Here is a 12,281-nt window from a genome sequence, read left to right as displayed (position 1 = left end):
GGCATGTGAGGGTGCCTTTGTTATATTCTATTTTTAAAACCCTGCGTTAAAGCCAATGAAATAATTGCGCAGCGGCGCAGGGTTATAAAATCTGTTACCAACAGCGTTTAAATCATTCCCCAAACTGTATTTTTCATTAAGCAGGTTACCTGCACCAGCGAATATTTCGAACTTGCTTTTGCGGTTAATGGTAAATTGCCACCCTGCTTTGGCCTGTAATAAATTATAGTGCGATGCAAAAACGGTATTAGCATCGGTAAGCGGGATGCGGCCGGTATAATTATGTTCAATAAAAATGTAAAGGCGCTCAGGAAATTTAACCTGTATGCTCGAAACAATTACCTGCCCCGGAACCCCTGTTAACTTATTGCCGGAGTAATTGGCAGTTGCATCATGATAGTCGCCGCTAAAAGTAAATTTGTTGAGCGTTACCGATTCATTAAACTGCAGTCCCCTTATAAAGCCCGAATTATTCTGGCGGATGATCCAATCGGAAAAATATAGCTCAATACCTGGTTGATGGGTGCCGCCGGCATTAATATAGTATTCGGTTTCATCAGGATTTAATCGAAGTACAATAGCATTCTGCAATACATAATAAAACACGGAAGCATCCAGAAACATACTTTCATCAGCATTCCGTAAGCGGAAACCTGTTTCATAGTTCCAGCCGTATTGCGCTTGTAAATTTGTGTTGATGATATTATCTGTAGGCCTGATTTCGGCAGTAGTAGGTGTAGAGTAACCGCGACTAACAGAGGCTCGCCATATAAAATTATTAGTCACATCATATGACAAAGCTATCCTTGGCATCAACTGTGGTGTAAAATGCCTGTTTGTAAAACCGGCTTCGGCATTAGGGTAAACATTTTTGAAATCATAATCATAAAAATTCAGGCTCAAAGCTGCTTCCGCATGCCAGCGGTTATACAGATCAAACCCATACCGGGTAAAAAAGAAATGCTGGTTGGTATTGATCTTGTCAAGTGTTTGAGCAGTATCTCTTACGCCTTTATTGTTGCCATAATTATTAATATCGGCATTGGTTTGCTGCCATTCAAGCCCTAAATTTAGCTTCCAGCCATAATCGGTGTGCTTTTCGCTGCTCAACTCAAAGTAGGTGCGCAAGCCATAAGTGCTCTCATAGCGTTGCTCGTAATTAGTTATAAAAGGATTGGAAAAATCAACATAAGAACCAAAAACAGAAAGTACATTGCGGAGTCTGTCGTTTATATGCAGCTCATTTACCACGCCGCCTAAAAGCATTTTGGTAGTAATGCCTATTTTTTGATCAATGGCGCCCGGCACAAATTTTGTAGGCAGCCGTGCCGACCGCGGATCGGCCTGGTATTGAGTCAATGTAAGCCCGCCGGGTGTTTGGTAATTTAAATCTGAGTAAAAGGCAAGCGCACGCAACTCATCTTTGCCATTATAGGTCCACCGGTTTGCCGCCTGTATAAAATGGCGCTGCATATAGCTGTGCTGGCGATAGCCGCCATAGCTTTCATAGCCCTGGTTTAAATTGAAACGGTAGTTACCGCTTTGATTTTGCAAAGCAGCATTTTCATGCACCAACCCGTACGAGCCGCCATTTAAACCCAGCGATACAAAATTGCTATCCTGGTGCAGATTAACCGGGCTTAGCAAAACAACCCCGCCTGAATTGGCTCCAAACAAACTGCCATCAGGGCCCTTTAGTATTTCAAGGTGATTGACGCTGTTGATATCAATGGCGTTCAAATAGGTATTTCCGCCTGCATCAGTAAGCGGAATTTCATCGTAATAGATCTTTACGTCCCTTATCCCAAACGGTGAACGCAGCAGGCTCCCCCTGATTGATAACCGGTAACTGCCCGGTGATCTTTCCTCAGCACGGATACCAGGCACACTGTTTAATGCTGAAACGAATGAATTATCGGGTTGCAGGCTTAACTGTGCTTTGCTGACAACACTTACAGATGCGGGCACACTTAGCAAAGGCTGATCAGATAAATATCCTTTGATGATTACTGGTGCCAGCTGTTTTATAGTATCCTTTTTGGGAGAGACAGGGGCGTTTTGTGCATTAACCCCTGACGCAATAACAAGGGTAAAAAATAAGCTAAGGCAATGTTTTATCATAGGAGTTAAGAAGAACAAAAATAACGTATTTTTTATTAAGTCCTTACTGCCCCGGATGGGGCTTTACAATGCCGCCAGGAGCAATACTCGTATTTTGCCGTAGACTATAAACCCTTCTTCTCTAAAAGATATAATTTATGCCCACCTGCTTATTGGTCTTGTTCAATTGGAAATAGCCGCGGTTGGTGGTTCCGCCCGAGGTTAAGTAATTAAAATAAACCTCCCATTTTTTGTGTAATTGTATTCCGGCTTTTAATAATCCCCGTGTATCAAATTGAACAAAGTCATAATTATTATCTCCGAGAAAAGGAGTATTAGGATCCTGGCTTCCGTAGTTTACATTGCTATAGAATGAATTTGCTAACGCAATGCCAATCCCGCCATAAAATTTAAAATTATCGGCATTGTAAAAATTATAAATTACTTGAGGTGTAAACGAAATTCCAAGCTCGTTATATGAAGCTCTTACACCAATGTATGGATATACTTTATTTTGATATAATGAGCTGTATTTTGCTAAAGAAACTAATAATTCTCCGCGAAAAACCAATTTGCCTGTATTTGGGTCTGCCGGAACGCTAATTCCAAATGATAACGCAGGTAAATAAGATGTGTATGGCCTGCCGCCGCTTCCATAAAACGGCGATGCGGAAGATGAGGATGTTGTAGTGGCATTCAGTGCTGCTCCCAAATAAAAATTGTGTTTATCATAATCAGTATTAGTTTGACCTGATGTAAAAAAAGGGATAAAAAACAGAAATATTCCGAGCTTGTAAAAATGTTTCATCGTTGTACCGGTTTTATATTACTTAGCTGCCTGGTTAATTTTTTTAACAACCTGAACAAGATTATATTCCCTGTAACCTGCTTCTTCAAGGGCTCTTTGCAACCACGGCGACAGTGCATCATATTTTATAGCCAGTGTAAACAGTTGTTTCATATAAGTATCTTCATTTACTGTCCGGCCGTCATGTGTTATGGTTACAATCTTCATGTCATAATAAAGCCTGTAAACCAGTTCAGCCGGTGCAAAGCCAGGTTGTTCGCCAATGAAATAGCGGGATTTAAGTGCATCAGAATATGAATAAAGTGAAAGGTTTTTCCCCTTTTGCAGTACTTGTAAAAAAACAGTGGCCACCTTAAAGCTGGTATCTCTAAATTCAATCATGCGGTCTTCACTGGTATTATCCATAGAGATAAAGCCCTCGTATCTTTTATAAGAAGTAATTTTATCGATGCTAAAAAAATCGATATCGTTAACAGATAGTTTTTCAACTGTATTTCCTGTAAGTGGTTTAAATCTTATATAATCCGGATTAAGGTCCCAGCCCCTGTAATCAATATAGCCACGAGCGGTGTCTCCTTTTAAATTCACTATATAGCCCGGTTTATAATGGCTTTGGGCTAATGAAAATAATGGGAATAGAAATACAATAGCGAATAATTTGTAATAAAATTTCATGATTTAAGGTTTGGATAAGGCAATAATTTATTTAAACTTATAATTTACACCTACCTGGAATGAGCTTGTGTTTAAACGGAACACATAATCGTCAGATACTGGGCCGGCAAATAAATAATCGAAAGAAAAATCAAGTTTATCGTTTATTATAAATCCGGCTTTTGCCATTACAGGTATGCTGAATGTATTTAAATTAAACGGATCGGCTGATGTTGGTACCGTACTTCCATCTTTGTTGTCAATATATTTTTTACCAAAGGATTTATATTTAGTTAATTCAATGCCCCCGCCGGCATAGATTTTAAGTTCTTTAGCATTATAAAAATTGTATATAATTTGTGGTGATAATGCAACCGCCAGGTTAGTGTAACCGTAGGTTATGTTTACATAAGGCGAAAATTTATTGTCATATACTGAATTATATTTAATTGCTGTAACTGAAAGCTCAAATCTGAAAGATAACTTTTTGGTATTGGGGTTGACAAATATGTTAATGCCTGCTTTAGCAACCGGCAAAATGGATGTGTTTGATTTACCACCGGCGGCCAGGTAACTGCCGCCGGCTGATGGGGTAGTTGTACCAACATTTATCCCAATACCGCCATAAAAATAACTTGCAGTTTGATCATCGTATTTACTTTTAAATTCATCTTTAGATATGTTATTTATCTTGCTTGTAATTAATAGCAGAATGGGTTTTTGATAGTCGGCTTTTTCCAAATTATGCGCAAGGTCATCATTTAAAGCATTATACTTAATTGCAAGTGCATTTAATTGCTTTAAATAGGTTTCATCAGTATAAGTTTTTTCTGTGCCGCTTGCATCATTGGCCTGGTAAATACGGTATACCAACTCTTTAGGCTTAAAATCAGGACTATCCCCTATAAAATACCGTGATTTAAGGTTGTCGCTATAAGCGTAAAGCGCTACATTTTTACCTTTTTGCAATACTTTTAAAAAAACCTCACCTATTTTAAAGCTGGTATCTTTCCCGGTAGTTAAACGGTCGGTGTTTACAACATCCATACTAATTGGGCCCGAATATTTTTCATATGCTTCAAAGCCGTTGATATTGAAAAAGCTTATTTCATCGGGTGTGTATTTTTGCCCTTTATTATCGCTTAACATCTTTTTAAATGAAATAGCATCAGGGTTGCTATTCCATTCCCGGTAATTAATAAAGCCATGTAGTGTGTCACCTTTTAGGGTAACCAGGTAGCCGGGCTTATAATTTGATTGGGCTAATGAAAATAATGGGAATAGAAATACAATAGAAAATAATTTGTAATAGGGTTTCATTTGGTTATGGGGTTTAATCGGCGCTGAATATATAAATTATATTTAAACTAATCCTTTTTCTGATTAAGACTAATCATAAATTGATCTTTTATTATTGTAGTCTTAGTATATCGCGTACTTTTAAGCATGCATCACGAACATCATTTAAAAAGCTCAGATACCATCCGCGATATTGTTATAGGCATGTCTGACGGATTAACCGTTCCCTTTGCCCTTGCCGCAGGCTTAAGCGGTGCGGTAAACTCATCAGGCATTGTAGTAACTGCCGGGATTGCTGAAATTGTTGCCGGCTCTATTGCCATGGGGCTTGGCGGTTTTTTAGCCGGGCGCACAGAATCAGATCATTACGCTTCTGAACTAAAACGCGAATATGATGAAATTGACCGTGTGCCCGAAGAGGAGAAGTTTGAGGTTAGAGAAGTATTTGCGGGCTTTGGCCTTTCTGAAAACCTGCAACATCAAATTGCCGATGAAATGGCAAAGGATAAACATAAATGGGTTGATTTTATGATGCGGTATGAACTGGGGCTTGAAAAGCCTATGGCCAACCGCGCTACGCAAAGTGCAATTACCATTGGTGTTTCATACATTGTTGGTGGTATTATACCGCTATCACCCTATTTTTTTGAAAGCAATTCACAAATTGCCTTATACTATTCATGCGCAATAACAATGGTTTGCTTATTTGTATTCGGTTTTTTTAAGAGCAAAGTTACAGGGCAGCCAGCATTTACAGGTGCAATAAAGGTACTGTTTATAGGCGCCCTTGCAGCAGCAGCAGCATTTTTAATGGCGAAACTAATTAATGCGGCTTAGGATTGCTTCAGGGAAAAATATCAACCGAATTTATTTGTGAGAGACCATGATTTGATCGCTACCTCGCATCCTAACTATGGGTTCCCAAATTCACTAATAATAAGTCGTTTTTGCAAATTACCGTTCAAGCATTGGGTAATTAAATTACTTTTGGGATGAAACCAATTATTTTACAGTAGTTTACCCCGTTAATGAAAGCTATTTGGCTTAAGCTATTTTTACTGGTAACCGGCATAGCCTTTACCATCCAAAGCCACGCACAGGTTTGTACAGGGAGCCTGGGCGATCCTGTTATTAGCGAGGATTTTGGGTCAGGAGCAAACCCGGGAACTCCCTTAGGGGGCAATGTAACAAATTACAACTACTTTGGCAGAGATTGCCCCAATGATGGAAGCTATACCATTGTAAGCAGAACGAACGGCTGTTTCGGCAATACCTGGCACGTTTTAACACAAGATCATACCGGGAATCCTAATGGATACATGATGGTAGTTAATGCATCCAACGATCCCGGGTTATTTTACACCCAAAAAACTGAAGCCGGCCAGTTATGCCCTGGTACTACCTATGAGTTTGCCGCTTATATAACTAACCTGATCATCCCATCGGCATGTAATGGTCAATCAACAAAACCTAATATTACATTTTCAATTGAAACACTTGCCGGTGATGTGCTTAAAACATATAACACAGAAGACATTCCGCCAACGGATGATGTTGTCTGGAAAAAATATGGCACATTTTTCACTTTACCGCCGGGTGTTACCAGCGTTGTTGTAAAAATGATAAACAATGCGCCCGGTGGATGCGGGAATGACCTGGCTTTGGATGATATTACCTTTCGTGCCTGCGGCCAGGTGATCCAGGCTGGTTTTGGATCTTTTAACGGCTCACCGGAGCAGGACGTATGCTTAGGAGATAACACTACAGTTACCTTAAAAGCTAAAGTTGACGGCAACCCGGTATATCAATGGCAGTATAATACCGGTGGCAATAATTGGGCCGACATACCGGGAGCTAATTCCGACACCTATATAAGGCCTCCCGATAATGCTGTTTTAGGAACACATTTATACCGGGTGGGCATTGTGGTAAATGGCGGGGATATTTCCTCGCTTAACTGCAGGGTTTACTCACTGCCGTTAACCGTTACGGTAATTCCGCTTCCTGTAGCTACAGCTATTACACCACAAACTTTTTGCGAAGGATCGACATTAACATTAACCGCTTCGGGCGGAGTTACGTATATGTGGTCGGCGCCAAACCTGGCGCCAACTTTGCAAAACCCGCTGGTTATTAATAATATTACCCTGGCAGATGCAGGCACTTACACAGTTGTACCAATATCAGCCCAAAATTGCACAGGGGCGCCTGTAAACGTGCAGGTTAGCATTATTCCAAAGCCGGTAGCGAATGTAATTACCGTTGCGCCTATATGTGCCGGCGAACACACACAGCTCGGCGCATCGGGCGGGTTGCATTACAAATGGACACCATCAACCGGGCTTGATCATGATGACATGCCAAACCCGGTAGCCACACCGCTGGTGACAACCATCTACAGTGTTGATGTGAGCAATGATTATTGTACCGATACCAAATCAATAACAGTAACCGTAAATCAAAATCCGGTAGCCGATGGCGGTGGGGATAAGAATATATTTAAAGGGCAGTCGGTAAAGTTAAACGGAACGGTAAAAGGAGACCAGATCACGGGTATTTCATGGTCGCCAACAACTGCGCTTGACAATCCTGCATCTGCTACGCCAGTTGCCAGCCCTACTGATGATATTGCTTATATTATGACAGTAACATCGCAAAATTGCGGTATTTCTGTCAGCGGTCCTGTTTTTGTAAAGGTTTACAAAAAAATAATTATCCCAAATGCTTTTTCGCCAAATGGCGATGGTATTAATGACCAATGGAACATTGAAGCCTTATTTACCTACCCTGAAAGCTTAACCCAGATTTTTGACCGGTATGGAAAAAGGGTTTACCAAAGCATGGGCTATTCAAAAGCCTGGGATGGTACTTACAATGGCACGGCTTTGCCCGAGGGTACTTATTATTATGTTATCGATCTGAAAAACAAGACGCCGAAGCTTTCCGGCTGGGTGTTTATTGTGAAGTAAGTGGATAATTGAGTGAGTGGTTGATTGAGTTGATTAAGTGAGTGGTTAGTATATTCTAAGCTGGTGTAATCACCTTTGACAAGATCAGTGTAATCAAAACAAACAAAATCAGTGCAATCAAAATAAAATAAACTTATCCATCTGCTCTTCTGTAAACTTTAGCGTATCATTCTGAAAAAGGTTGTTATCCGGGTCAAACTCTTTATTTATACTGCCTATATGAATTTTTAGCGGCATAACCTGCAAGTGCATATAATGACAAACGCCTGTAAAATGATCAATGCCGCGTATATTGCCATATTTACCGGATGATAAACCGGTTAGGGCCGCCTTTTTTTCGTAAAAGCTTTCCGGGAAGCTGCAGGCATCCATAAACACCTTTAAAACACCAGGGAAACTGCCATTATATTCAGGGATGATAAATAAAAATTTTTCTGTTTGTGTAACAATATCCTGTATTGGCTTAAATTCAGCACTCCTTTTACCATACAGGTCACTTTCAATTATGTTGGCAGGTAATTGGGTTAATGGTAATATGCCGGCTTCCAATCCTTTTTCTTTTAATTTTTTCTGATAATATTGTGCCAGCTTATATGTTGAACTGTTAGGGCGATTGGTAGCTGATATAATGGTTGTTAACATTGACTTAATTAGTGAGTTAGTGAATTAATGATTGGGAAGTCACATAATCAAACAAAGTAAATAAAAATAATTAGTGAATTAGTGGGTTAGTGAATTAGTGATTTGGAAATTGACCTTGTATTGAATGATGTCAGCCAGCTTCCTGGTTTTTCCTCAATTCAAAACTTAAAATATTGATGACTAATTCACTAACGCACTAATTCACCCATTCGTTAATTGTCCCAAACTGTTTGTAAGTAGGCCAAACCTGTGGATTTCGGAATTATTTAAATATGTATCTTTACCCCGCATAAAAAACTTTAGGAAATTATAAGTTGCTGTTCCTATATTCGTTGTTACAGAAAACCCATATATAAATTTTTTAACATATAAAATGAGTAAAATTATTGCTTTAGCCAATCAAAAAGGCGGTGTAGGAAAAACTACATCATCAATAAACCTGGCTGCAAGTTTAGCCGTATTAGAGTTTAAAACATTATTGGTTGATGCCGACCCCCAAGCTAATTCAACCTCGGGTATTGGGTTTGATCCAAGAAACATAAAGAATAGTATTTATGAGTGTATCATTAACCAGATAGACCCACGTGAAGCTATCCAAAAAACCGATACACCAAACCTCGACCTGTTACCAGCCCACATTGACCTGGTGGGTGCCGAGATAGAAATGATAAATCTTACCGACCGTGAGTATAAAATGAAAGCGGTGCTAAACAGTATAAAAAACGATTATGATTTTATTATAATTGACTGTTCGCCTTCATTGGGTTTGATTACTATAAATGCCTTAACCGCGGCTGATTCTGTAATTATTCCGGTACAATGTGAGTATTTTGCATTGGAAGGATTAGGCAAACTGTTAAATACCATAAAAATTGTGCAGTCGAGGTTAAACCCCACACTGGAGATTGAAGGCATCCTGTTAACAATGTACGATGTAAGATTGCGTTTATCAAACCAGGTGGTTGAAGAGGTTAGGACTCATTTTGAAGACATGGTATTTGATACTATTATTCAGCGTAACACACGTTTAAGCGAGGCCCCAAGCTTTGGTATATCAGTAATTATGCATGATGCTACCAGCAAAGGGGCAATAAATTACCTTAATCTTGCCCGGGAAATTTTACGTAAAAACGGTTTGGTTAGAGAAGAGGCCACCACAAACACCGCAATAGTATAAGCAAAAGATGAGTGCAGAAAAAAGAAACGCTTTAGGGAGAGGATTAAGTGCATTGCTGAATGATTCGGAAAATGTAAATCAAAACCAAAATAATAATAACAATAAGGCAAATGTATCCTCAAGTCCGGAAGTTAATAGCCTTGGCTCGGTAAATGAGATAAAGTTAACTGAAATTGAGGTCAATCCTTTTCAGCCCCGTACTGATTTTGACCAGCAAGCCCTGGCAGAACTGGCTGATTCAATAAAATTACAAGGGCTTATACAACCTATTACCGTTAGGCGCCTAAATGCCCACAGCTACCAGCTTATATCAGGCGAGCGTCGTTTCCGGGCTTCAAAACTTGCCGGCTTAACACATATCCCTGTTTATATCCGCTCTGCCAATGATCAGCAGATGCTTGAAATGGCGCTTATTGAAAACATTCAGCGCGAAAACCTGAATGCCATTGAAGTTGCCCTCAGCTTTCAGCGGATGATTGAAGAATGTAACCTTAAACAGGAAGAGCTTGGAGATCGCGTTAGCAAAAATCGCTCTACAGTAACCAATTATTTAAGGTTGTTAAAACTGCCCCCCGCCATACAAGCTTCTATCCGTGATGGCGAGCTAACCATGGGTCACGCTAAGGCATTGATAACCATTGAGGACCCCACTAAACAAATATATATCCATCAACATATTATTCAGCAGGGTTTATCCGTTCGTAAGACAGAAGAACTGGTTCGTGATATGCAAAGGGCCCCTGTAAAAAAGGAAGGCAAACAACCTGAGCCAATCTCGTTCCAGGTTCAAAAAATACAGGACGACCTGGCATCTAAATTCAGTACAAGAGTTAAACTGAAGATCGGCGGCCAGGGCCGGGGTACAATTGAGATCCCTTTTTTATCAGAAAGTGATCTTAGCCGGATCCTCGAAATTATGGATTGGTAAACTATATCCCCTTAAAACGAGGGTTTTTTTAATGTAACAGATGTATAAATATTTGCTTATTATCTGGCTGCTTGCCGGATTTGTTTTTACTGCCCGGGCGCAAAATCCTGATACGACAAGCAAAGTTGTTGTAAAAAGCAAAATGGATACGCTTAAAGCAAGCCGGCAGGATACTGATATTATCAGATCAAACGTGCCCAAAATACGGAAATCAAAAGTTTATCGCCCCGATACCTTGCATAGTCCGCATAAGGCGGTTATCCGTTCCTTAATTGTTCCGGGATGGGGTCAGGTGTATAATCATAAGATCTGGAAAGTACCGGTTATTTATGGAGGCTTAGGCCTGTTGGGCGCGGCAATTGTATTTAACGCGCAATACTATAAGGAATTTTTGCAATTGTCATTATACAGGAATCATTTAATAGTACCTAAACCAACTGATCCTTATTATGCTGAATACAATCAGTATAAGGATGCCCAGGTTAGCGACCAGGCAATTTATGATGCAAAAGATGGCTACCGGCGCAACCGGGACCTTTCTATTTTAGGTGTTTTGGTTCTTTGGGGAGTAAATGCTGTTGACGCCTATATTGATGCTAAATTTATTCATAGCTATACACTTGATAATAATTTTTCAATGCGGGTAACGCCTGGTTTCATAAATCAACCAACTGTTTATGCTCAAAATGCTGCAGGTTCATATATTCCGGGGATAAAAATTACCTTTACGCTTTGATAATTGTTCAAGGTTGCAGATCTTGTTTAATTATCAGGCAGCATGGTCGTTAGCATCACATCAAAATAATAAAACCGGAATGAAAATTGCATTATTAGGATACGGTAAAATGGGCAAAATAATTGAAAAAATTGCCATAGACCGCAAGCACGAAATAGTATTTAAAATTGACCATGATAACCAGGATGAGCTAACTGCTGAAAACCTGCAAATGGCCGATGTTGCCATTGAGTTTAGTACCCCCGGGACTGTATTAAATAATATTGAGCAATGCCTTAACGCGGGCGTGCCTGTTGTTGTTGGTACAACAGGGTGGTATAATAGCTTGCCAAAGCTAAAAGAGCAATATGAGCGCAGCAGCACAGCTCTTTTATATGCTACAAACTTTAGCGTTGGTGTAAACATATTTTTCCATATTAATAAGGTGCTTGCCAGGATGATGAGCAATTACCCGTATTACGATGTACAGGTAGAAGAGATCCATCACACGCAAAAGCTTGATTCACCGAGTGGTACAGCCATAACCATTGCCGAAGGAATTATTGAAAACCTGGATTCGAAAAAGGAATGGATTAATTCTCTTACTGTTGATGACGCCGAAACCGCTGATGATAATGTAAAAAATGATCAGCTGCTGATAGAATCATTCCGCATTGATAGTGTGCCGGGCACACATACCGTTATCTATGATTCGGAGGTAGACTCGATTGAATTTAAACATACCGCGCACAACCGCAACGGCTTTGCATTAGGTGCCGTATTAGCTGCTGAATGGATCCAGGGAAAGAAAGGATTTTATTCAGTTGAGGATATGTTTGACTTTAAATAAAAAAGACAAGAAATCAAGAGTCGGGAAACAAGAAATCAAGGTACATACAAGAGTCATGAAAAGAAGTTAAAAGATCAGGAACATAGTTCGAACTCTTAATTTTTCGTCTTGATACTTGATTTCTTGGTTCTTGACTCTT

Annotated in this window: 11 protein-coding genes; 6 read left to right on the top strand and 5 right to left on the bottom strand. The window is 39.8% G+C overall.

The annotated features are described in order from the left end of the window. Nucleotides 1–33: 33 nt before the first annotated feature. The 4 genes from JWQ54_RS17640 to JWQ54_RS17625 form a co-directional block, all read right to left on the bottom strand. On the bottom strand, nucleotides 34–2,121 hold the full coding sequence (locus tag JWQ54_RS17640; protein ID WP_299587378.1) for a TonB-dependent receptor: 2,088 nt from the start codon (nucleotides 2,119–2,121) through the stop codon (nucleotides 34–36). A 121-nt stretch (nucleotides 2,122–2,242) separates the two neighbouring features. Further along, entirely contained in the window at nucleotides 2,243–2,908 is a 666-nt protein-coding gene (locus JWQ54_RS17635; protein WP_299587375.1) for an outer membrane beta-barrel protein, read from the bottom strand. 18 nt (nucleotides 2,909–2,926) lie between these two features. Then, nucleotides 2,927–3,583: a hypothetical protein gene (locus tag JWQ54_RS17630; protein ID WP_299587372.1), complete on the bottom strand. Its 657-nt coding sequence runs from the start codon at nucleotides 3,581–3,583 to the stop codon at nucleotides 2,927–2,929. 27 nt (nucleotides 3,584–3,610) lie between these two features. Continuing rightward, nucleotides 3,611–4,882, bottom strand: coding sequence for an outer membrane beta-barrel protein (locus JWQ54_RS17625; RefSeq protein ID WP_299587369.1), 1,272 nt, complete (start codon nucleotides 4,880–4,882; stop codon nucleotides 3,611–3,613). Between the two features lie 126 nt (nucleotides 4,883–5,008). Between JWQ54_RS17625 and JWQ54_RS17620 the strand changes: the two genes are divergently transcribed. Continuing rightward, a complete protein-coding gene (locus tag JWQ54_RS17620; protein ID WP_299587366.1) occupies nucleotides 5,009–5,698 on the top strand; it encodes a VIT1/CCC1 transporter family protein in 690 nt (229 codons plus the stop codon). 191 nt (nucleotides 5,699–5,889) lie between these two features. Further along, complete coding sequence (locus tag JWQ54_RS17615; RefSeq protein WP_299587363.1) at nucleotides 5,890–7,830, top strand: gliding motility-associated C-terminal domain-containing protein; 1,941 nt, start codon at nucleotides 5,890–5,892, stop codon at nucleotides 7,828–7,830. A 117-nt stretch (nucleotides 7,831–7,947) separates the two neighbouring features. Here JWQ54_RS17615 and JWQ54_RS17610 read toward each other — a convergent pair whose 3' ends face one another. After that, nucleotides 7,948–8,472: an NADPH-dependent FMN reductase gene (locus JWQ54_RS17610; protein ID WP_299587360.1), complete on the bottom strand. Its 525-nt coding sequence runs from the start codon at nucleotides 8,470–8,472 to the stop codon at nucleotides 7,948–7,950. A 373-nt stretch (nucleotides 8,473–8,845) separates the two neighbouring features. On the opposite strand from JWQ54_RS17610, the gene JWQ54_RS17605 reads away from it, so the two are divergent. The 4 genes from JWQ54_RS17605 (at nucleotide 8,846) to dapB (ending at nucleotide 12,142) form a co-directional block, all read left to right on the top strand. Then, complete coding sequence (locus tag JWQ54_RS17605) at nucleotides 8,846–9,649, top strand: AAA family ATPase (protein WP_299587358.1); 804 nt, start codon at nucleotides 8,846–8,848, stop codon at nucleotides 9,647–9,649. Between the two features lie 7 nt (nucleotides 9,650–9,656). Beyond that, nucleotides 9,657–10,577 (top strand): ParB/RepB/Spo0J family partition protein, encoded by a 921-nt coding sequence (locus JWQ54_RS17600; protein ID WP_299587355.1) that lies wholly within the window; start codon nucleotides 9,657–9,659, stop codon nucleotides 10,575–10,577. 40 nt (nucleotides 10,578–10,617) lie between these two features. After that, the gene (locus JWQ54_RS17595; protein WP_299587353.1) at nucleotides 10,618–11,313 is read left to right on the top strand and encodes a DUF5683 domain-containing protein; all 696 of its coding nucleotides are present in this window, start codon (nucleotides 10,618–10,620) and stop codon (nucleotides 11,311–11,313) included. Between the two features lie 79 nt (nucleotides 11,314–11,392). After that, a complete protein-coding gene (gene dapB / locus JWQ54_RS17590) occupies nucleotides 11,393–12,142 on the top strand; it encodes a 4-hydroxy-tetrahydrodipicolinate reductase (RefSeq protein ID WP_299587350.1) in 750 nt (249 codons plus the stop codon). Nucleotides 12,143–12,281: the final 139 nt, after the last annotated feature.

Origin of the sequence: Mucilaginibacter sp. (assembly GCF_028288225.1) — a bacterium.
GTDB lineage: Bacteria > Bacteroidota > Bacteroidia > Sphingobacteriales > Sphingobacteriaceae > Mucilaginibacter.
This window is presented reverse-complemented; position numbering and strand designations above follow the sequence as displayed.

Bases quoted from the DNA above. Each gene is read 5' to 3' on its own strand.
- JWQ54_RS17635 (WP_299587375.1), bottom strand. From the start codon at position 2,908: ATGAAACATTTTTACAAGCTCGGAATATTTCTGTTTTTTATCCCTTTT.
- JWQ54_RS17620 (WP_299587366.1), top strand. From the start codon at position 5,009: ATGCATCACGAACATCATTTAAAAAGCTCAGATACCATCCGCGATATT.
- JWQ54_RS17595 (WP_299587353.1), top strand. From the start codon at position 10,618: ATGTATAAATATTTGCTTATTATCTGGCTGCTTGCCGGATTTGTTTTT.
- JWQ54_RS17625 (WP_299587369.1), bottom strand. From the start codon at position 4,882: ATGAAACCCTATTACAAATTATTTTCTATTGTATTTCTATTCCCATTA.
- JWQ54_RS17630 (WP_299587372.1), bottom strand. From the start codon at position 3,583: ATGAAATTTTATTACAAATTATTCGCTATTGTATTTCTATTCCCATTA.
- JWQ54_RS17615 (WP_299587363.1), top strand. From the start codon at position 5,890: ATGAAAGCTATTTGGCTTAAGCTATTTTTACTGGTAACCGGCATAGCC.
- dapB (WP_299587350.1), top strand. From the start codon at position 11,393: ATGAAAATTGCATTATTAGGATACGGTAAAATGGGCAAAATAATTGAA.
- JWQ54_RS17640 (WP_299587378.1), bottom strand. From the start codon at position 2,121: ATGATAAAACATTGCCTTAGCTTATTTTTTACCCTTGTTATTGCGTCA.
- JWQ54_RS17605 (WP_299587358.1), top strand. From the start codon at position 8,846: ATGAGTAAAATTATTGCTTTAGCCAATCAAAAAGGCGGTGTAGGAAAA.
- JWQ54_RS17610 (WP_299587360.1), bottom strand. From the start codon at position 8,472: ATGTTAACAACCATTATATCAGCTACCAATCGCCCTAACAGTTCAACA.
- JWQ54_RS17600 (WP_299587355.1), top strand. From the start codon at position 9,657: ATGAGTGCAGAAAAAAGAAACGCTTTAGGGAGAGGATTAAGTGCATTG.